The sequence below is a fragment of the Bacillus sp. FS02 genome (assembly GCF_024398395.1).
Taxonomy (GTDB): domain Bacteria; phylum Bacillota; class Bacilli; order Bacillales; family Bacillaceae; genus Bacillus; species Bacillus altitudinis.
The window spans coordinates 211,990-232,909 of sequence record NZ_CP074101.1 but is presented as its reverse complement, the minus strand read 5'-3'; the positions used below and the strand labels follow the sequence as shown (position 1 = coordinate 232,909).

24 protein-coding genes are annotated in these 20,920 nt (G+C 40.6%); 18 read left to right on the top strand and 6 right to left on the bottom strand.

Translation table 11 applies throughout. The features are described from left to right. Window positions 1–227 precede the first annotated feature (227 nt). Together KFQ09_RS01245 and KFQ09_RS01240 are read left to right on the top strand one after the other, a co-directional pair. Window positions 228–977, top strand: a complete 750-nt coding sequence (locus KFQ09_RS01245; RefSeq protein WP_008344021.1) for a poly-gamma-glutamate hydrolase family protein — start codon at window positions 228–230, stop codon at window positions 975–977. 165 nt (window positions 978–1,142) lie between these two features. Beyond that, window positions 1,143–2,291, top strand: a complete 1,149-nt coding sequence (locus KFQ09_RS01240) for a Rap family tetratricopeptide repeat protein (RefSeq protein ID WP_039166583.1) — start codon at window positions 1,143–1,145, stop codon at window positions 2,289–2,291. Between the two features lie 88 nt (window positions 2,292–2,379). Here the strand turns inward: KFQ09_RS01240 and KFQ09_RS01235 are convergent, their stop codons facing one another. After that, a complete protein-coding gene (locus KFQ09_RS01235; RefSeq protein ID WP_255835984.1) occupies window positions 2,380–3,705 on the bottom strand; it encodes a S8 family peptidase in 1,326 nt (441 codons plus the stop codon). Between the two features lie 583 nt (window positions 3,706–4,288). On the opposite strand from KFQ09_RS01235, the gene KFQ09_RS01230 reads away from it, so the two are divergent. Together KFQ09_RS01230 and KFQ09_RS01225 are read left to right on the top strand one after the other, a co-directional pair. Continuing rightward, complete coding sequence (locus tag KFQ09_RS01230; protein ID WP_041507253.1) at window positions 4,289–5,023, top strand: poly-gamma-glutamate hydrolase family protein; 735 nt, start codon at window positions 4,289–4,291, stop codon at window positions 5,021–5,023. A gap of 76 nt (window positions 5,024–5,099) precedes the next feature. Continuing rightward, window positions 5,100–5,549, top strand: a complete 450-nt coding sequence (locus KFQ09_RS01225) for an OsmC family protein (RefSeq protein WP_047945891.1) — start codon at window positions 5,100–5,102, stop codon at window positions 5,547–5,549. A 46-nt stretch (window positions 5,550–5,595) separates the two neighbouring features. Here the strand turns inward: KFQ09_RS01225 and KFQ09_RS01220 are convergent, their stop codons facing one another. From KFQ09_RS01220 to KFQ09_RS01205, 4 genes are all read right to left on the bottom strand, one after another. Beyond that, the gene (locus KFQ09_RS01220) at window positions 5,596–5,964 is read right to left on the bottom strand and encodes an SMR family multidrug efflux transporter EbrB (protein ID WP_255835983.1); all 369 of its coding nucleotides are present in this window, start codon (window positions 5,962–5,964) and stop codon (window positions 5,596–5,598) included. Window positions 5,965–5,979: 15 nt separating this feature from the next. After that, on the bottom strand, window positions 5,980–6,297 hold the full coding sequence (locus KFQ09_RS01215) for an SMR family multidrug efflux transporter EbrA (RefSeq protein ID WP_017367286.1): 318 nt from the start codon (window positions 6,295–6,297) through the stop codon (window positions 5,980–5,982). A 2-nt stretch (window positions 6,298–6,299) separates the two neighbouring features. Beyond that, a complete protein-coding gene (locus KFQ09_RS01210; RefSeq protein WP_041507251.1) occupies window positions 6,300–6,842 on the bottom strand; it encodes a TetR/AcrR family transcriptional regulator in 543 nt (180 codons plus the stop codon). A 112-nt stretch (window positions 6,843–6,954) separates the two neighbouring features. After that, window positions 6,955–7,218 carry a spore coat protein gene (locus tag KFQ09_RS01205; RefSeq protein ID WP_255835982.1) on the bottom strand — a complete coding sequence of 88 codons (264 nt, stop codon included), beginning with the start codon at window positions 7,216–7,218 and terminating at the stop codon, window positions 6,955–6,957. Between the two features lie 104 nt (window positions 7,219–7,322). Between KFQ09_RS01205 and KFQ09_RS01200 the strand changes: the two genes are divergently transcribed. The 9 genes from KFQ09_RS01200 (at window position 7,323) to KFQ09_RS01160 (ending at window position 14,196) form a co-directional block, all read left to right on the top strand. Then, window positions 7,323–7,724, top strand: coding sequence for a YmaF family protein (locus KFQ09_RS01200; protein ID WP_007499437.1), 402 nt, complete (start codon window positions 7,323–7,325; stop codon window positions 7,722–7,724). 68 nt (window positions 7,725–7,792) lie between these two features. Continuing rightward, window positions 7,793–8,743: a tRNA (adenosine(37)-N6)-dimethylallyltransferase MiaA gene (gene miaA, locus KFQ09_RS01195; protein WP_255835981.1), complete on the top strand. Its 951-nt coding sequence runs from the start codon at window positions 7,793–7,795 to the stop codon at window positions 8,741–8,743. Window positions 8,744–8,768: 25 nt separating this feature from the next. After that, window positions 8,769–8,990: an RNA chaperone Hfq gene (gene hfq, locus KFQ09_RS01190; protein ID WP_003211269.1), complete on the top strand. Its 222-nt coding sequence runs from the start codon at window positions 8,769–8,771 to the stop codon at window positions 8,988–8,990. 161 nt (window positions 8,991–9,151) lie between these two features. Next, window positions 9,152–9,484: a YmzC family protein gene (locus KFQ09_RS01185; RefSeq protein ID WP_025207367.1), complete on the top strand. Its 333-nt coding sequence runs from the start codon at window positions 9,152–9,154 to the stop codon at window positions 9,482–9,484. 79 nt (window positions 9,485–9,563) lie between these two features. After that, window positions 9,564–9,776 (top strand): hypothetical protein, encoded by a 213-nt coding sequence (locus KFQ09_RS01180; RefSeq protein ID WP_003212415.1) that lies wholly within the window; start codon window positions 9,564–9,566, stop codon window positions 9,774–9,776. 265 nt (window positions 9,777–10,041) lie between these two features. Beyond that, the gene (gene nrdI, locus KFQ09_RS01175) at window positions 10,042–10,434 is read left to right on the top strand and encodes a class Ib ribonucleoside-diphosphate reductase assembly flavoprotein NrdI (RefSeq protein WP_017359034.1); all 393 of its coding nucleotides are present in this window, start codon (window positions 10,042–10,044) and stop codon (window positions 10,432–10,434) included. Beyond that, a complete protein-coding gene (gene nrdE, locus KFQ09_RS01170) occupies window positions 10,394–12,496 on the top strand; it encodes a class 1b ribonucleoside-diphosphate reductase subunit alpha (protein ID WP_017359033.1) in 2,103 nt (700 codons plus the stop codon). Before nrdI ends, nrdE begins: the two co-directional genes overlap by 41 nt. A gap of 17 nt (window positions 12,497–12,513) precedes the next feature. Further along, window positions 12,514–13,494, top strand: coding sequence for a class 1b ribonucleoside-diphosphate reductase subunit beta (gene nrdF / locus KFQ09_RS01165; RefSeq protein ID WP_024720404.1), 981 nt, complete (start codon window positions 12,514–12,516; stop codon window positions 13,492–13,494). Between the two features lie 84 nt (window positions 13,495–13,578). Then, the gene (locus KFQ09_RS01160; protein WP_255835980.1) at window positions 13,579–14,196 is read left to right on the top strand and encodes a hypothetical protein; all 618 of its coding nucleotides are present in this window, start codon (window positions 13,579–13,581) and stop codon (window positions 14,194–14,196) included. Window positions 14,197–14,251: 55 nt separating this feature from the next. Here KFQ09_RS01160 and KFQ09_RS01155 read toward each other — a convergent pair whose 3' ends face one another. Further along, window positions 14,252–15,010, bottom strand: coding sequence for an N-acetylmuramoyl-L-alanine amidase (locus tag KFQ09_RS01155; RefSeq protein ID WP_007499430.1), 759 nt, complete (start codon window positions 15,008–15,010; stop codon window positions 14,252–14,254). Window positions 15,011–15,330: 320 nt separating this feature from the next. Between KFQ09_RS01155 and spoVK the strand changes: the two genes are divergently transcribed. The 5 genes from spoVK (at window position 15,331) to glnA (ending at window position 20,869) form a co-directional block, all read left to right on the top strand. Next, window positions 15,331–16,290: a stage V sporulation protein K gene (spoVK, locus tag KFQ09_RS01150; RefSeq protein WP_255835979.1), complete on the top strand. Its 960-nt coding sequence runs from the start codon at window positions 15,331–15,333 to the stop codon at window positions 16,288–16,290. Between the two features lie 120 nt (window positions 16,291–16,410). After that, window positions 16,411–17,673 (top strand): GTPase HflX, encoded by a 1,263-nt coding sequence (gene hflX, locus KFQ09_RS01145; RefSeq protein ID WP_255835978.1) that lies wholly within the window; start codon window positions 16,411–16,413, stop codon window positions 17,671–17,673. 18 nt (window positions 17,674–17,691) lie between these two features. After that, the gene (locus KFQ09_RS01140; protein ID WP_007499425.1) at window positions 17,692–18,972 is read left to right on the top strand and encodes a methionine gamma-lyase family protein; all 1,281 of its coding nucleotides are present in this window, start codon (window positions 17,692–17,694) and stop codon (window positions 18,970–18,972) included. Window positions 18,973–19,063: 91 nt separating this feature from the next. Beyond that, window positions 19,064–19,474, top strand: coding sequence for a MerR family transcriptional regulator (locus KFQ09_RS01135; RefSeq protein ID WP_017359029.1), 411 nt, complete (start codon window positions 19,064–19,066; stop codon window positions 19,472–19,474). Window positions 19,475–19,534: 60 nt separating this feature from the next. Next, window positions 19,535–20,869, top strand: coding sequence for a type I glutamate--ammonia ligase (gene glnA / locus KFQ09_RS01130; RefSeq protein ID WP_007499421.1), 1,335 nt, complete (start codon window positions 19,535–19,537; stop codon window positions 20,867–20,869). Window positions 20,870–20,920 lie beyond the last annotated feature (51 nt).

The following is a 20,920-nucleotide window of genomic DNA, read 5'->3' as shown; positions in this document are numbered from 1 at the left end:
AATTTTGTAGGTGTTTTTGACTAAAACTAAAATGAGGTCATAGGATTTAGTTTTTACTTGCACAAGAACCGTTTTAAAGAAGCCGAAAATACCTAGGGCAACATAAAAAAACAGGTAAGTTCTCCTGATTCATGAAAAGGAGCCGGACATTCTTTGAATTCTTTTAGCGATTGATAGTAAAATAATGCGATAAGATGACATCGAAGAGAATGAAAAGGAGCGGTGAAATGAAAAGACTACTCATAAGTGGATTCATCTTTCTCATCCTGTGTGCTCTTTTAATGGTGAAATGCAGCCATTCTATCCAAGAAAATAAAGAGCAAAAACAACATCATGAAGAAGTAGAAAAGTATAAGAAAGAGCGAAAAAAAGGGGATCAATATGAAAGTTTTAAACAGCTTATACGGCATGAAAGAGACGGCTATGAGATAGAGTTTCATGAAAAAGGGGGAAGTGACTTACTTGTCTTTTCTCCTCACGGCGGTGAAATTGAGCCAGGAACAAGTGAAATTGTAGAAGCATTTGAAAAGAAGTACTCTACGTATTTATTTGAAGGGACAAAACAAGACAACAATCGTGATTTGCATATCACTAGTACAAAATTCGATGAACCGATTTTGGTTCAAATGATTAAAACATATCCCTTTTCTATATCTATCCACGGCTATAAAAGTGATAGAAGACATACACTTGTGGGCGGGACAAACGAAAAAATGCAAGAAGCGGTTGTGCGAGAACTAAAAGACAGGGGCTTCTCCGCAGAGCTCGTGCAAAAAGGCGAGCGCCTCTCTGGAACGGATCCAAACAACATTAATAATCAAAATGCAAGTGGCGAAAGTGTCCAATTAGAAATTAGTACGGCGCAGAGAAAAGCCTTTTTTGACAACTTTGATACGAGAAAAGGAAAGAAAAAAGCATTTAGTCGCTATGTCAGTGGTTTAAAAGAAGTGCTTAGAGAATTCGACCCTTCTTCGTAGAAAAAAGGTTTTGATGGGCAAAAGTACTCTCTTTAAACTTGGTAAAAAAGATAGAAATGTGCAAAATCAACATAAAATATGAAATAAATGACAATTTGCCTTAAAATCATAAATTATGTAAAATAATAGTTATCAGTTTGATATGATAGAATGGGGCTGAAGTGGATGGCACACAAAATACCATCTTCCGAAGTAGGTGTAAAAATCAATCAATGGTACACACATATTTGCAAATTTGAAGTTGATCAGGCAAACGATATGAAGCGCCTTGTTGAAGAAGACATTCATGAGATGGAAGAAGATCAAGATTTATTACTCTATTATTCTCTCATGGATTTTCGCCATCAAATGATGCTTCAGCACTTAACGCCAGTCCATGCAGGGAATGAATCGCTTCAAGCGGTTTCTTTTCCAAAAGAAATTGAAGAGGCAGAAGATGAGATGACGGGTTTATTGGGTTATTACTTTCATTTTTTTCATGGAATGTATGCATTTACCCAGCACCGGTATATCGAAGCCATTTCCTATTATAAGCATGCGGAACATCAGCTGATCTTAGTGACAGATGAGATCGAAAAAGCGGAATTTTATTATAAAATTGCTGAAGTATACTATCATATGAAACAAACCTATTTTTCTATGCATTATGCGAAAAAAGCGAGAGACATCTATAAGAAACATCAGCTTTATGGAAAAAGAAGCATTCAATGCGATTTTGTGATGGCAGGTAATTGGATTGATGTAAGTCAGCATCAAAAAGCGCTCCCGTATTTAGAAAAAGCTTTAAAAGTGTGTGAAGCAATGGAAAGAAAAGAATGCACATCTTATTTTAAGGCGATGGCCCTCAATAACTTAGGAACTTGTCATTATAGTATGGGAACCTATCATACAGCGACGGTCTTCTTTGAACAAGCCATTTCACTTTATCAAAAAGATCAAGCTGCAACGATGATCAAATCATTGTTTTCACTGGCTCTTACTTGTTTTAAACTCGAAGATATGGAGCGAGCGAGTGAGGCTATAAAGGAAGGCATGAATCAGGCATCTATATTGGGAGATGAAATTTATCAATTGAAATTCCAATTTTTACAGGCACTCTATATAGAAACAGACAGCTCTGAACAATTGAGATCAGCCCTTTTGGGACTACGAAACAAAAAAATGTTTGCTGATTTAGAGGAATTGGCACTTGATGCGGCTAATTATTATAAGGAACGCGACATGTACAAGGAATCTTCCACTTTTTTTGAAATTGTGATCGAAGCGCGTACGCACATTCAAAAAGGAGATGAGATGTATGAGAACGAAGCATAACATGTCAGCTGCTCAAGTAGAAGAAAGACTTCACACATAAAACAGACAAAACAACACCCTTTACGAAAAACGTAAAGGGCTTTTTTATTTATTCTTGGATGGCTTTTTCTGCGTCGATGGCACCTGCTCCGTAAATCATTGGGTCCTCTCCAGACCACTTGCTTGTATTTTCTTTTAATAAGGCTTTGACTTCATCAGGTGTTAAATCTGGTGAATGCTCTAATAATAGTGCGCAGATACCGGCACAAATGGGTGTCGCCATCGAAGTGCCAGATAACGTCGTATAATCATCATCGACTCTACTTGATTTATCTAGTTTATCTAGGAATGATCTTGGTGATCTAAGAGAGACGATATTGACTCCTGGTGCGAGGAGGTCGGGCTTTGTTTCACCGTAGACCGTTGGACCTCTGCTCGAAAATGGTGCCACGACATCGTCACTTGATTCTGGCGTATTTCGATCATCATAGGCTCCGATCGTAATGACTTTTTGACTCACGGCAGGGCTTGCGATCGTTTGACTGTTAGGACCGGAGTTCCCAGCAGCAACGCATACGACAATCCCTTGATCCCAAGCCGCATTGACAGCGCGCACCATCGGATCGTCTTGTTCGTCATCATAACGCTGCGCATCGCCGCCAAGTGACATACTGATAATGTGAATTGGGTCATTAGGATGGTCTTCGTTGAACTGTATGCACCACTCAACACCTTCTATAATAGTAGAAAGTGATCCAGCGCCTTGTTTATTTAACACTTTTACCCCAATGATATTGGCTTTTGGAGCGGGTCCTTTGTATAAGCCGTCTGAAGCAGCTCCGTCTCCAGCCACATCCCCAGCGCAATGCGTTCCATGACCGTTATCATCATAAGGTTTCGTTTTTTGTTTGACTAAATCTACAAAGTCGCGAATTCTTCCATCTAAGTCCTCATGTGGGTATACGCCTGTGTCAACGACCGCAACCGTAATGCCTTCACCGGTTAAGGTCGTGCCATTTCGGACGACTTCATCCGCATGACTTGATTGTGTTGCCACATCCAGCAGTGCATGTACCTGTCTGTCTAAATATATTTTGCGAATATGCTCCTCATTCGCTAAGAGTTCCTCTAAAGTAGCAGGGGTAAGATCAGCAGCGCAGCAGTTAATATGTGAAAAATGTTTTTTGATGTTTGTTTTTCTGCTTTTTTTCATTAGCTGCTTTGTGCTTTGAATACCTGCTTCGACTGCATCTTCTTTAAATTCAATGATGACCCGAAGCTTCTTGCTCTTCTTTAACCTTCCTTCAAAAAAACGATGAAGAAAACAAGGCGTCCACTTAAAAGGCTTATAGAGGTGAAGGACGGTCTCTCTTAAAGGCTGATCCAATTTACTAGCATGTGTTCTGACCATTTGTACCATGGAAAATCCAAACATGTGATGCCCTCCATTCTAGCTATCCATTCTCGTACACTCTTACGTTATGAACATGACAGCATCTTTGTTCGGATTCTTGTCCCTTCTTTTGTTCATATTGGCGGCTGACTCATTCCCTTTAAAAAGAAAAGCGCTTACATTTTGTAAAATAATAGAAAAAGGTGGAAATCATATCAAAACTGCCGATGATAGGTGGGAGAGTTCTTCTTAGAGAACCAGTAAAACAGAGGATTCTGCAGAAAAAAGGGGGTTCTAGACAGGGTCAATGCTCATACAAATGTGATTCATTCCAGATGAAAAAAATCAAATTCGCATAAAAAAAAGACGAATTAAAGAAAACAGACTGGGTAGGACTAGGTCATTTTAAACATAACTTCATTTGTTTGTCATACTATTCTAACTCTGTTTTCAATCAGGAGAGGCGTTTCTGTGTATATAAATGCAATTATCTTATTTTTGAGGAATCTCATGATCTAGAGTGTTATGATCAAATTTGAAGAGAAAATGTGGAAAAAATGAAAAGAAATGATGATTCAATATTAATCATAGAAACGGCTTAGAAATCTGTTAAAGGAGAACGGGAATGAAGAAGTTTTTTGCTTTGCTTCTCCTGCTTGTCATCGGATGGGGCGTCTATTATACCATGCAAGCACAGGAACATGATGAGCCAGTGTCATCAGGTGGAGAAGACGAAAGCGGTTCAAATGATATGTATCGCAATTTTAAAGAACTGGAAGAGAATGAATCAACAGATCATTATCAAATTACATCCAATCCAGTGCCCGGCAGCCGTCTTCTAGTGATGTCGCCTCATGGCGGGAGAATCGAAGGCGGCGTTAGTGAGATTGTCCATTTTTTTGATAACGATTTTTCTACGTATTTATTTGAAGGTTTGAGAGAAAATGCATCAGAACTTCATATTACAAGTACAAACTTCGATGAACCAATCGGAGTCGCACAGGCAAAAGCACATGATTATGTCTTAGCTGTTCATGGTTATAAAGGGGAGCCGGGAATTGATCACACCCTTGTTGGCGGAACAGACTATAACCGTGCTGAGAAAATTGTGAACTCATTAGAGCGCAACGGTTTTTCTGCTGAACTTGCAGTTGCACACGCAACCCTAAGCGGAACGAGCAATCATAATATTAATAATCTTACAAAAACAGGGCAAAGTGTACAGCTTGAGATTAGTAGAAGTCAACGGGAAGCGTTATTTGACAGTTTCGATTTTCGGCAGCGGTCGAGTACAAAAAACGAGACGTTCTACCGGTATGTCAGGGCGATTCGAACGGTGCTGGATGAAGAATATACGTAAGGATGGTGCACATCTTAAGACAGCAAGATGAATTCTTGTTACACTATAAAAAGTGATAACAAAAGGAGAGACAGATATGGCGCGTCATCATTTTCATCTTCAGGCAAGCTGGCCTGGTCTGCGTAACGATGTGGGGACAATCGAATGTGAACAGTTAAAGACGGAGATTTCCATTCCAAAAGAAATGGATGGACCGGGTATTGGAACAAATCCAGATGAGATGCTCCTAGGTGCAGCGGCCACATGTTATATCATTACACTTGCAGCCATGATGGAGCGGAGTCAATTAGAGAAAGAGGATTTATCGATGAGCTCTGAGGCAGTTGTCGATGTGACAAACGGTGTGTTTACATATGAGAAAATCATTCACCGTCCTGTCATCATTCTCAAAGAGTCGGCTACAGCACAGGACATAGAACGAGCTCGTAAGCTTGCACATAAAGCGGAAAGCTCATGTATGATCTCTAGAGCTGTGCAAGGGAATGTCCATATTTCCTTAGAAGAAACCATCAAAGCTGGTCATTAAGACAAAAAAGTCATTTTCTCTTGATTAATGGAGAAAATGACTTTTTTTATGACGTCCATTCGGTTTGATCGAATGGTTCTGTCTTTTCTTCCTTTTGTTTTTTGGATTGATTTAAGACAATGACGCCGCATATGACAAGTGCAAGACCAATGAATCCTTTCATATGAATGGTTTCGTTAAATAGCACGAGGCCCACAAGAGCAGTAAGTGCTGTACCGACCCCAGACCAAGTGGCATATGCAGATGACAGCTCAATTGTTTTGAGTGCCAAACTGAGAAAGGTAAAGGCGCATCCAAATCCGATCAGCACCCCCATACTCGGCAGCACCTGTGTAAAACCTTGCGAAAGCTTCAGCATCGTACTGCCAAAAACCTCTGTCAAAATGGCTCCTGTTAAATAAAGCATTCCTTTCATATCACTTCACATCCTTTAAGACATATTTAATAGTACGACCCCTGAAACAAGCATCGCCATTCCAATAAGTGCTTGACGGTTCAAGGTTTCTTTGAAAAAGAGCACGCCAAAAAAAGCCGTGAGGACGGTACCGACCCCAGACCAAGTGGCGTAAGACATGCTAAGTGGAATGATATTAAGGGTCAATGACAACATGTAAAAAGCAAGTGTGTAGCCAGCGACAACGACAGCGCTAGGTTTAAAGCGTGTGAAACCATTTGATAGTTTCAGCATCGCTGCCCCGATTGCTTCTGAAAAAATGGCGATAGCCAAAAAAAGATATCCGAGGATCATCATCATCCCTCCTCTAAAATGTGTAAAATCCGATGAAGTAAAAGGGTTTTTTCCTCTCGATTCAATGGTTCAAGCTGAAACATTTCTGAAAACCATATACCATCACAGGCAAGACGGATCAGCTGGCTAAGTGCAGGGTCATTGATTTCCTCGGTTGCTTTTTCTTTAAATTCCGCATAAAAATGACGCCAAGGATTTAATAATGCTTCATCAAATGACATGGTAGCCAGCATGCTTGTACATAGCTGTGTGGTGTTTTGTCTATCAAGGTCATTTAATGTGGCCAGTATATAGGCACGTACATAAGGTGCCTTTTCGTTTTTGTATGTTTCCTGATACGTGTCAAGCTGCTGACGAAAAGAGGCAACAGCATGCTCATTCATTTGCTGGATCAGGTCTTCCTTGCTCGAAAAATGATACAGTAGCCCGGCTTTGGTCATATTTGCATGTTCTGCCACCTGCTGAAGGGTGAGCTGACTCAATCCTTCTTTTAGAATGGTGTGAGCTGCTGCCTCAAAGATTTGTTCTTTTTTCGTTTTAGACATAAAAAAAACACCTACTTTACTGAACGGTCGGTAAAGTAAATGTTAACCTATGAAAAACAAATGTGTCAATCGATTCATTTTATAAGAGGATGTTTTCACTAAATCGTCATATTTAATAATAAGGGTATGGTCCATATGGCGGGTATGGCGGTGGATAAGGATAACCATAGCCATATCCTGGAGCAAGAAGCGACCCAGCTAAAAGCCCTCCAGCAAAACCACCTAAAAATGGCGGTCCAAAAAATCCAGGTCTCCCATAGCCAAAAACAGGGCGCCCAAACCCAAACCCAGGTCTTCCAAAACCAAATCCAGGGCGTCCAAATCCAAAAGGTCTTCTCATCTCATCTTGAACAAACGGTGCGTCAAAATAATTCATAAAAAAAGACTCCTTTCACATAAAATCACTGTAACTGACATCAGTGTATTCGAGTGGCCCACTTGTGTTTGGGTGAATGCCTAAAATAAGGAGGAATGTAAAAAATGGGCCTGTATCCGTCTGATTGGGCTAAATGTCCACCTCATGCACATGCTTATAAAGCGCGAACGGATGTAACAGAAGAACATTATCATTTAATAGAAGGTATTTCTCAGCCTGTGAATGGAAGCAGTACCGACAGACATACTCATTATTACCGGGGGATCACGTCATTTGAAAGAGGGCATTTTCATAGATATTATGGCGTCACTGGACCTGCTATCCCAAGAGTGGACGGGACGCACTACCATGAAATTGAGGAAGTCACGTTTTCTGCCTATACCGACTCTGTCCCGATTCCATATGGGGGAGTCGTTTACAGTCCAGATGAAGAAAGGCCAACGCATAAGCACCGTTTAAAAGGAAAGACATATGAAGTGGTCGGGAATGAACCACTTGGCTGGTGACGGGAGGATATAGGAGAGAAAGAGAAGTTATGCTATACTGTAGGCAGTTTGTAAAAGAGAGTGATGTTATGAAAAAACAACCAGTGATTGTATTAGTAGGTCCGACGGCTGTCGGAAAAACAAAGCTGAGCATTGATATAGCGAAAGCATTTAATGGAGAAATTATCAGCGGGGATTCCATGCAGATCTATAAAGGGATGGATATTGGCACAGCGAAAATCACCCCTGAAGAAATGAATGGCGTACCGCACCATTTAATCGATATTAAACAACCGGATGAATCGTTTTCTACAGCTGAATTTCAGCAGCTTGTCCGCTTAAAAATCAAAGAGATTGCTGCGAGAGGGAAAACGCCCATGATTGTTGGTGGAACTGGGCTATATATTCAGTCTGTTTTATATGATTACACGTTTACTGATGAGAAAAGTGATCCTGCTTTTAGAGAAGAGATGACGCTGTTTAAGCAGCAACATGGACCGATCAAGCTGTATGAAAAGCTAAAAGAAGCCGATCCTATCGCTGCAAAAGCGATTCATCCGAATAACGTCCGCCGCGTGATCAGGGCGCTTGAAATCATCCATACAACAGGTCAGAAAATGTCTGATATGCAAAACGGGCATCAAGAAGTTCCTCTTTATGACACTGCCTTCATTGGGCTGAAAATGGACCGAGAGCTTTTGTACGAGCGCATTCATCAAAGAATTGATATGATGTTAGATGAAGGCTTAATTGAAGAAGTGAGCGCACTTTATCAATCTGGTTTGAAAGATTGTCAGTCTGTTCAAGCGATTGGTTATAAAGAGTTGTATGCCTATTTTCAAGGCGATTGCTCACTTGATGAAGCCATCCAGCAATTAAAACAAAATTCCCGCAGATATGCGAAGCGTCAGTTTACGTGGTTCCGTAATAAAATGGATGTCACCTGGTTTGATATGACACCACCTTGCCACTTTTCGGACAAAAAAGAGGAAATTTTCGCATATATAGCAGGAAAGCTTGGACTTAAAGCGAAACTGTAGTTATCAGAATCAAGGAGGACGAAACATGAAACCGATTAATATTCAGGACCAATTTTTGAATCAGATCCGCAAAGACAATACATTTGTCACAGTATTTTTACTGAATGGCTTTCAGCTTCGCGGTCAAGTAAAGGGATTTGACAATTTCACGGTGCTGCTTGAGACAGAAGGGAAGCAGCAGCTTATTTATAAACATGCGATTTCAACATTTGCACCTCAAAAAAATGTAAATCTTGAATTAGAATAAACACCCGTTTTCACCAATAGCCCCATGCAGCTGCGAATAAACCGGCCAAAACCCGCTACGTTTTTTGTCAGTGCAGAGGGGCTATTTTGTATGCCATGAAACTTTTCTGTCCAAGTTGCGTATAAATCCTTATTGGACATTTAAAAGGTGAGGGGATTTATATGGAAAATGCAGAGCTTGAATTGAGAAGGATTCGAGTGATCCTTCTTTTGATTGGAATCGTTGTCTTATTTGGATCATGCGCCATCTCGAACATCGAAACGAGACAAGAAAGTTGGCATAACCATTCTGGTGAGCATGATGGAAGCCATGTTGATGGTCTTTTACCATCATCTGTTGCGCTAAAAAATAATCACATTGCTGTTGTGAAAGATGATGAAGTACATGTATACCGGTTTGATGAAAAAGAAGGAGAGCTGACGCTCATTACGACAAAGTACATAGATGAATGGGATGAAGATGATGGTGATAGTGAAGACTTTGATGAAGAGTAAGCACGTAAATTTACAAATGAATGTGAAGTCGCTACACTATAAACATGCATCAGACATCTAGACAGAAAAGGATGAGTTCATGACACACAAAATTAAAATTAATCATTGGGAACAAACTTGTGAAGATGACTCCTGTTTCGAATATGGAACAAGCGTTTCTGTAAACGGGAAAGAGTTAGTAAGAGAAGCCTCGATCGTCTCTGCGCTTGAAGCGGTGCTCAAAGAATTAGGTGTTGAAGTGGAAATAACAGAAGTGTCAGAAGATTTACAGTGCGATGCCTACAAAAAATAAAACAAAAAGTCTAGTCTACTAAGCGATTTTTTTTCGTGTTATGATAGATTTCGGTTTCAGTTGAATAGGGAGTAGGGCAGTCTATTTTTAGAACCTGCTCTGCTCTATTTATTTGAACGTACGAGTTCGGCTATGAATGTTCGGCCGGGTTGGTTGATTTTTTTCGTTTCGAGTATCTATATGTTGTGTTTTGAAAAAACATAGTATACTATATATAGTGAATAACGGAATGCTCAACAATACTAAAAACTAGGTCGTGATGGAATTGATTCAAATCGTATTTGATTCAAAAACAGGAAATGTTCAACGCTTTTTGGACAAGACCCCTTTTACAGACAAACGAAAATTGACTGGAGAAGAGTTTTTGGATACGCCGTTTATTCTCGTCACCTTTACGACAGGATTTGGACAAGTCCCTGGTACCACTCAGTCATTTTTAGAGAAAAATGCGCACCTTTTACTAGGTGTAGCGGTGAGTGGGAACAAAGTGTGGGGAGATAACTTTGCCAAAAGCGCCGATACGATTTCTAAACAATATCAAGTTCCTATTTTGCACACCTTTGAACTAAGCGGAACAAAAAGGGATGTTGAATTGTTTACACAGGAGGTAGAAAGAATTGTCACAAAATCAGGTTCCAAAGTGGATACAATTAAATAACGAGATTATGATTCAAAAAGAAGGAAAGTTTCAGTTCGACAAGGACAAAGAAGCTGTACATAGTTATTTCGTAGATTATATTAATCAAAACACGGTCTTCTTTCATAATCTAGAAGAGAAGATTGATTACTTAATAGAAAACGACTACTATGAGGAAGAATTTTTAAGACAATACAGCATGTCAGATATTAAAGAAGTATTTGAAGCTGCATATGCCAAGAAATTTAGATTCCCATCATTTATGAGTGCGTTTAAGTTTTACAATGACTATGCACTGAAAACAAATGACAAAAAGAAAATCCTTGAACGCTATGAAGACCGCATTTCAGTTGTGGCTCTTTTCTTTGCGGGCGGAGACAAAAAGAAAGCACTCGAGTTTGTGGAACTGATGATCAACCAAGAGTATCAGCCAAGTACACCAACATTCTTAAACGCAGGCCGTAAAAGACGTGGTGAGCTGGTGAGCTGCTTCTTGCTTGAAGTGAATGACTCATTAAACGATATCTCAAGAGCCATTGATATTTCCATGCAGCTGTCTAAATTAGGCGGCGGCGTCAGCTTGAACCTTTCAAAGCTTCGTGCGAAAGGTGAAGCGATCAAAGATGTTGAAAATGCGACCAAAGGTGTCGTAGGCGTCATGAAACTTCTTGATAATGCATTCCGATATGCAGATCAAATGGGACAAAGACAAGGTTCAGGCAGTGCCTACCTGAATATTTTCCACAGAGATATTAATGATTTCTTAGATACGAAAAAAATCTCTGCGGATGAAGATGTTCGTGTGAAAACACTTTCGATCGGTGTCGTCATCCCAGATAAATTTATCGAGCTTGCTAGAGAAGATAAAACAGCTTACACATTCTATCCTCATACAGTTTATAAAGCTTATGGACAGCATCTTGATGAGATGGATATGGAAGAAATGTATGACGAGCTTGTAGAAAACCCGAAAGTCAAAAAAGAAAAAGTCAATCCGAGAAAACTTCTTGAAAAATTAGCTGTTCTGCGCTCAGAATCAGGCTATCCATATATCATGTTCCAAGATAATGTGAATAGAGAGCACGCTCTGAACCATATTTCACGTGTGAAATTCTCAAACCTTTGCTCAGAAGTCCTTCAAGCTTCAGAAGTCTCTTCTTACACGGACTATGATCAAGATGATGAGATCGGACTTGATATTTCTTGTAACCTTGGTTCTTTAAATATCATGAACGTGATGAAAAACAAATCCATTGAAAAAACAGTCAAGCTTGCAACGGACTCACTTACACTTGTGTCTGAAACAACAGATATCCGCAATGCACCAGCTGTTAGAAAAGCGAACAAAGCGATGAAGTCAATTGGACTTGGTGCGATGAACCTTCACGGGTATTTAGCTCAAAACCAAATCGCTTATGAAAGTGAAGAAGCAAGAGATTTCGCTAATACGTTCTTTATGATGGTGAACTATTACTCCATTAAGCGTTCAAGTGAGCTTGCAAAAGAAAAAGGGGAAACATTCCACCGTTATGAGGGCTCTGGTTATGCAACAGGTGAGTACTTCAATAAATACGTGGAAAATGATTTCACTCCAAAAACAGAAAAAGCAGCTGCGCTATTTGAAGGGATGCACATTCCAACGAAAGAAGATTGGGCAGCACTCAAAGATTTTGTAGCGGAAAATGGCATGTATCATAGCTATCGATTATGTATTGCGCCAACAGGTTCTATTTCGTATGTTCAATCGGCAACAGCGTCTGTGATGCCAATTATGGAACGTATCGAAGAAAGAACATACGGAAACAGCAAAACGTATTATCCAATGCCAGGACTTTCAGCACAAAACTGGTTCTTCTATAAAGAAGCATACGATATGGACATGTTTAAAGTGGTCGATATGATCGCAACCATTCAGCAGCACGTCGATCAAGGAATCAGCTTTACATTATTCCTAAAAGATACGATGACAACGCGTGACTTAAATCGCATCGATCTTTATGCACACCATAAAGGCATTAAGACACTTTATTATGCAAGAACGAAGGATACAGGGCAGGAAGGCTGTCTTTCTTGTGTTGTTTGATTAAAGGAGAGTTTAACGTGACAAAAATTTATGATGCAGCCAACTGGTCAAAACACGAAGACGATTTTACACAAATGTTTTACAACCAAAACGTCAAGCAATTCTGGCTTCCAGAGGAGATTTCCTTAAACGGGGATCTCTTAACATGGAAATATTTAGGTGAAAAAGAGCAGGATACGTACATGAAGGTACTGGCTGGACTGACGTTACTTGATACAGAACAAGGAAATACAGGAATGCCGATAGTGGCTGAACATGTGGACGGTCATCAGCGTAAAGCCGTGTTAAACTTTATGGCCATGATGGAAAATGCAGTGCATGCAAAATCATACTCAAATATCTTCATGACACTTGCACCGACTGAAACGATTAGTGAAGTATTTGAATGGGTCAAGAAAAATAAATTCTTGCAAAAGAAAGCAGATATGATTGTAGGTCTGTACCGTTCCATTCAAAAGGATGACCCGATTTCATTATTTAAAGCAATGGTTGCTTCAGTGTATTTAGAAAGCTTCCTATTCTATAGCGGCTTTTACTACCCGCTATATTTCTACGGTCAAGGAAAGCTCATGCAAAGTGGTGAAATCATTAACTTGATTTTGCGCGATGAAGCGATTCACGGTGTGTATGTTGGATTGTTAGCACAAGAAATTTACAACAAACAAACGCCTGACGTGCAAAAAGAGCTTTATGATTTCTCTATCGATCTGCTTAATGAGCTTTATGAAAATGAACTTCATTACACTGAGGATATTTATGACCAAGTCAATTTATCGCATGATGTGAAAAAGTTCATTCGTTACAATGCCAATAAAGCGTTAATGAACCTTGGATTTGCCCCTTACTTTGAAGAAGAAGAGATCAACCCAATTGTATTGAACGGACTCAATACAAAAACAAAGTCACATGACTTCTTCTCAATGAAAGGGAACGGCTACAAAAAGGCAACAGTTGAGCCGTTAAAAGATGATGATTTCTTCTTTGGAGATGAATCATAAGGAAAGCGTAAAAGTCAAAACGCATCACTCGTTTTGGCTTTTTGCCATTTCTAACAATGTGTTACATACTGGAGGTTACCGAACATGGGAAAAATGGACGAAATGATTTTAGTTGCACCGCGCGCACGCGTGTTCCAAAACGAAACACTTGCGTTTAATGGTGTGAATAGTGAAGAGAAAACAATCAGCACCATTATGAAAGAGATCGAAGAGCACTTCGAGCAGATGCGAAGAGGCGATGCAGAAGAAAATCCTGACTTCAAACAGCCGATACCTTATGTCGTGATTAAGCGTGAGGACGAAGTGTATGTATATGAAAGACTTCAAGGCGGGGGAGAGACGCGCTTACATCATAAGTTATCTCTTGGCTTTGGGGGTCATATGAATTTCATTGAAGGAAAAAAATTTGCTGAGATTCTAAAAGAAAATACCGATCGTGAACTGGACGAGGAACTTTCGATTCAAGAAGAAGACAAACTTGAGATGAAAACCCTTGGACTCATTAATGATGATGACAACAGTGTCGGCCGTGTGCACATCGGACTGTTATCAGCCCTTGAATTATCGCCGGGTGCTCATGTAGAAGTAAAAGAAACAGATCAAATCTCAGGCAAATGGATGAAAGTAACAGATTTGGAAAATCCTGAGTACTTCGATCGTCTTGAAACATGGTCTCAATTTGTCGTGAACATTTTAGCATAATTGGATAGACAACAAACCGGCTCTAAAGATGACTTGAGCCGGTTTGTTTTTTAGATTATTGAAAAACGAATGCGTCGTGACCGGCCTGCTTTAATCGAGAGACGAGGTCATCTGCATTTTGCTTTGAACGGAAAGCGCCAGCTTGGACTCGGTACATGCCGCTATCTAGTACGACCAGCGCTTCAAATCCTTTGGATCTGAGTGTAGCTGCTAGTTCATCCGCATTGGCTTTGACCTTGAAAGCCCCGGCCTGCACTTTATATAGGTTACTTGCTTTTTTTTTCAATTGAAGGGCTTTTTCTAATCCAGTGGCATGAGCACGAGCGATCCCTTGAAGGAAAGTAGCGTTACGGAGCTTATTTGCATCAGCTACCGTATCAATGAAACCGTTTTCAGTTAAAATGGCAGACATAGAAGTTTCCCGCAGAACGTGGAAGTTCGCCGTTTTCTTGCCGCGGTCGGCAAAATCAACGGAGCGGACAATCTCATCATGAAGGGCATTGCGATACGTGGTGGTTGGTGCTGAAACGCCAGGGTACACATAACTTTCAAAACCTGTGCCTCCGCCAGCATTAATATGAATAGACACGAAATAGTCAGCTCCCCAGCTGTTTGCCGCATTCGTACGCTGGGATAACGTGACGGATTGGTCAATTGAACGACTTAAGCGGACGGAAACCCCATCATATTCACTAATCAACATATCTCTCAGAAAAAGCGCAATTTGCAGTGTGATATTTTTCTCCAAAAGTCCATTAGCAGCAGCTCCAGAATCTGTTCCTCCGTGGCCAGGATCAATAAAAATTTTCACCATCTATTCATCACCTCGTCTTTATTTTATGAGGAAATAGAAAAATTGCCTGTACAAAATGCGGAAATCATTGAGACTCTTTTCTGCACAATTTGTGATGAAAAAACGCCATTTTTCTAAGAAAAAACAAATTGTTGGTTTGTCCGCCCGAAATGGATGAATACAATGGAAATAGCACATCATTTCCTGGGAAACCGCACAATCCCCTACAATAACCGGTATCTCGGGTCATTTTGACAGTAAACAGATGCTAGTGCGGGCGATTGTCACGATTACAGCTCCACCCGAATAGATTAAAGAGAGAAGAGCGAGAGGTGAATACGTTGGAGCGAGCTGTCACATATAAAAATAACGGCCAAATCAACATTATACTTAATGGACAGAAGCAAGTATTGGTTGATGCAGATTCAGAGGCAGAATACTTAGAGACCTTGCAAAAAAATGAGGCCAAACACAGCATCTTACGAGAAATAGAACGAGAAATGAACAGCCTTGTCGGGATGGAAGAAATGAAACGAAACATAAAAGAAATTTATGCTTGGATTTTTGTCAATCAAAAAAGACAAGAACAAGGATTAAAGGTAGGAAAACAAGCGCTTCATATGATGTTTAAAGGAAATCCTGGCACAGGGAAAACAACGGTTGCACGGCTTGTCGGGAAGCTTTTCTTTGAAATGAATGTTCTTTCAAAGGGGCACTTAATTGAAGCAGAACGAGGAGATCTGGTTGGAGAATACATTGGACATACAGCTCAAAAAACAAGAGATTTGATTAAAAAATCACTAGGCGGCATTTTGTTCATCGATGAAGCCTATTCTCTTGCCCGCGGAGGAGAGAAGGATTTCGGGAAAGAAGCCATTGATACCCTTGTAAAACATATGGAGGATAAGCAGCATGAATTCATCCTCATCTTAGCTGGATACTCCAAGGAAATGGATCATTTTCTTTCTCTAAATCCTGGTCTGCAATCGAGATTTCCGATCAATATCAACTTCCCTGATTATACGGTCGATCAGCTGATGGATATTGCAAAACGAATGATGGCCGATCGGGAATATGTCTTTACCCAAGAGGCAGAATGGAAACTGCGAGACTATTTAATGCACATCAAGAGCACAACGAGTCCTGCCAAATTCAGCAACGGCCGTTTTGTGCGAAACACCATTGAAAAAGCGATTCGAACTCAGGCGATGAGGCTGCTTCTTGTGGATCATTATGATAAAAAAGATTTACTTACGATTAAAAGCCATGATCTGCAAATGAAAGAGGATACGCCTTCTTGAAATGGCGTATCCTTTTTGTAAAGAGACAAGAAATTAAACCTTCCGAATGGTGGTATACGTGTGATGTGTTTGGTATGATGGTACTACTGAAACTTAAGTACAGAAAGGAAACAACTGACGTTGAATGAACATGAAATGATCGAAAAAGCGATCCTTGTCGGCTGTCAACTGCCGCATATAACGGATGAACGCTTTCAATATTCTATGGAAGAATTAGCTTCCTTAACCAAAACAGCTGGCGGTGAAGCTGTCAGCATCATGACGCAAAAAAGAAATAGACAGGACAGCGCGACTTACATCGGAAAAGGGAAAGTGGAAGAGCTTGAAGTGCTTTGCGAGGAGTTAGACTGTGACGTTATTATTTTTAACGACGAGCTTTCGCCTAGCCAGTTAAAAGCTTTGGCGACTGCCTTAGATGTGAAAATCATTGACCGTACGCAATTGATTCTAGACATCTTTGCCAAAAGAGCCCGTACAAGAGAGGGGAAGCTGCAAATAGAGCTTGCCCAGCTTCAGTATGCCTTGCCGAGATTAAGTGGACAAGGGATCAGCCTTTCAAGACAAGGCGGCGGAATTGGCACAAGAGGTCCAGGTGAAACAAAACTTGAGACAGATAGACGTCATATTCGAAATCGCATACACGAAATTCACGGACAACTATCTGCAGTCAAAGAACATCGCACGAGATACCGGGAACGACGGAAGAAAAATGGCGTATTCCAAATCGCTATTGTCGGGTACACAAATGCCGGGAAATCAACATTGTTTAACCAGTTAACAGAAGCGGATAGCCATGAAGAAGATTTGCTGTTTGCCACACTTGACCCAATGACGCGTAAAATGACACTTGAATCTGGCTACAGTGTACTGATTTCCGATACAGTTGGTTTTATTCAAGACCTTCCAACCACACTGATTGCAGCATTTCGTTCCACTCTTGAAGAAGTAAAAGAAGCAGACTATTTGCTTCATGTGATCGATTCTTCGAATGAGGATTATGAAGGTCATGAACGAACGGTTCATAAGCTTTTAGAAGAATTAGAAGCTGACCGTATTCCGATGCTGACAGTCTATAACAAAAAAGACCAAATCCGGCCGGATTTTATCCCTTCCTCAAAGCAGCGCCACATTTTAATCAGTGCTAGGCGCGAGGAAGATGTGAAGCGGTTAAAAGCGGATATCATGGCTGAACTGAAAAAAGATTTTTTAAAGCCATATCATGTAAGGATTCCGGCATATGAAGGAAAACTCATATCTGCCTTAAAGTCAGAAACCTTGGTGGAATCACTGGAATTTCAAAAGGAAGCAGAGCTTTATGACATCACTGGATTTAGTGGTGAAGAGCAAACCATATTAGGACAAATCAAGAAGTATATGTTGTAGGAAAGGAATTAAATCACGATGTTTCACACTTTAAAACATGGCACCATTTTAGAAAAAATAGCAGCAGAAGCAGAACAAGACATTTCACAAATACATCAGCAAATTGATCGAAAGAGCGAACAAAATGAGTGGCGGGTTCTTGAAAGCTACCGGAAACATAAAGTCAGTGACTCTCATTTTAACCCTACAACTGGTTATGGCTACGATGATATGGGAAGAGACACGTTAGAAAAGATCTATGCGGATGTATTTGGAGGGGAAAGCGGTCTTGTACGCCCGCAGATCATTTCTGGAACACATGCCATTTCCATCGCCTTATTCGGTGTGCTAAGACCTGGTGATGAATTGATCTACATGACGGGGAAACCTTACGATACCCTAGAAGAGATTGTCGGGATTCGCGGCAAAGAAGGGACAGGCTCATTAAAAGATTTTCAGATCGATTACAAAGCCATTGATTTGCGTCAAGATGGATCTGTCGATTTCGACAAAGTCAAAGAATCTATTTCCCAAAAAACAAAAGTCATCGGGATTCAGCGTTCTAAAGGCTATGCGTCAAGACCATCCTTTACAATAGAAGAAATTGAACAAATGATTTCATTTGTGAAAGACATCAATGAGGACATCATTGTGTTTGTTGACAACTGTTATGGTGAATTTACTGAGTTGCAAGAGCCGTGTCATGTGGGCGCAGATCTTATGGCAGGTTCTCTCATTAAAAACCCAGGCGGCGGCCTTGCCAAAACGGGTGGCTACATCGTCGGAAAAGAAAAATGGGTAGAAGCTTGCTCTTATCGAATGACATCTCCAGGCATCGGCAGTGAAGCGGGTGCATCGCTGTATGCGCTTCAAGAAATGTATCAAGGATTTTTCTTAGCACCGCATGTTGTTGCACAAAGTTTAAAAGGCGCCGTGTTTACAGCGCGTTTTCTTGAAAAACTCGGGTTCCAAACAAACCCATCGTGGAATGCGAAAAGAACCGACTTGATTCAATCTGTAGAATTTGGAGACCCTAAAAAAATGATTGCATTTTGTCAGGCGATTCAATATGCATCACCGATTAACAGTCATGTCACACCGCATGCAAGCTATATGCCGGGATACGAGGACGATGTGATTATGGCAGCGGGCACATTTGTCCAAGGAGCCAGCATTGAATTATCAGCCGATGGTCCGATCAGACCGCCGTACACAGCCTATGTTCAGGGCGGTCTCACGTATGCCCATGTGAAAAATGCCATTTGCAGTGCTGTAGATGCCTTATTAGAGCAAGGTTTTATTGAAGTGCCTGCTCGATAAAAAAATCCATGTTAATATTCCTAACATTTCGTTGACACATAATATAACATGACATATAATAAATTTAAGCAAAGAGGAGGAGACAGTTGAGATGAGTGATAACATTCGCCGCTCAATGCCTTTATTCCCAATTGGGATTGTCATGCAGCTAACTGAATTATCTGCAAGACAAATTCGCTATTATGAGGAAAATGGTTTAGTATTTCCAGCGAGAAGTGATGGGAATCGCCGATTATTTTCTTTCCATGATGTTGATAAATTACTAGAAATCAAAAACCTCATCGAACAAGGTGTAAACATGGCAGGAATCAAAAAACTTTTTGCCAAAGCTGAGGCTGAAAATCCATCGTCTGAAATAAAGACAGAGGAGAAAACCACAGCGAAGCACAACTTGACAGATGATGAACTCAGGAAGCTACTGAAGAAGGAACTCATTCAGGCTGGACGTTTCCAACAAGGAACGACCTTTAGGCAGGGGGATATGTCAAGGTTCTTCCGTTAACCAATTAGCAAAAGCATTGCTATACACATTTTACCTTTTGTAGGGGAGGAGTTTTACGAAATGGCAAAGTACACAAGAGAAGATATCGTAAAATTAGTAAATGAGGAAAACGTAAAGTACATCCGTCTGCAATTTACAGACATTCTCGGAACAATTAAAAATGTTGAGATTCCTGTGAGCCAGTTAGAAAAAGCTCTCGATAACAAATGTATGTTTGATGGTTCATCTATTGAAGGGTTTGTACGTATCGAAGAATCAGATATGTACCTATATCCAGATCTAAACACGTTTGTTATTTTCCCTTGGACAGCAGAAAAAGGTAAAGTGGCACGCTTTATTTGTGACATTTATAAGCCAGACGGAACACCATTTGATGGAGACCCTCGTAACAACTTAAAGCGTATCTTAAAGGAAATGGAAGAACTAGGATTTAGTGATTTCAACCTTGGACCTGAGCCAGAATTCTTCTTATTTAAATTAGACGAAAAAGGCGAGCCAACGCTCGAACTAAACGATAAAGGTGGATACTTTGACCTTGCACCAACAGATTTAGGTGAAAACTGCCGCCGTGACATCGTGCTTGAGCTTGAAGAAATGGGCTTTGAAATTGAAGCTTCTCACCACGAAGTAGCACCTGGTCAGCATGAAATTGATTTCAAATATGCAGGCGCCATCCGCTCTTGTGATGACATTCAAACGTTCAAACTCGTTGTGAAAACAATTGCGAGAAAGCACGGACTTCATGCGACATTCATGCCAAAACCATTGTTCGGTGTAAACGGATCTGGTATGCACTGTAACCTATCATTATTTAAAAATGGTAAAAACGCATTCTTTGATGAAAAAGCAGATTTACAATTAAGTGAGACAGCTAGACACTTTATCGCAGGTATCGTGAAGCACGCAACAAGCTTCACAGCGGTCACAAACCCAACGGTGAACTCTTACAAACGTCTTGTTCCTGGCTATGAAGCACCTTGCTACGTAGCATGGAGTGCACAAAATCGCAGCCCATTGATTCGTATTCCAGCATCACGCGGCATCAGCACACGTGTAGAAGTACGCAGTGTAGACCCATCTGCAAACCCATACCTTGCACTAAGTGTATTACTTGCAGCAGGTCTAGACGGAATCAAAAACAAACTAGACGCACCAGCGCCAATCGACAGAAACATCTATGTCATGGACAAAGAAGAGCGCCTTGAAAACGGCATCGCTGACTTACCTGCAACACTTGCAGAAGCACTTGAGCTGCTCAAGTCAAACGAAGTCATGATCAACGCACTAGGCGATCACTTATTCGAGCACTTCATCGAATCAAAAGAAATCGAATGGGATATGTTCCGCACCCAAGTACACCCATGGGAACGCGATCAGTATATGTCTCAGTATTAATCAAGAAACCCCTTGAAACCAATGGTTTCAGGGGTTTTTTATTTTGGTCAA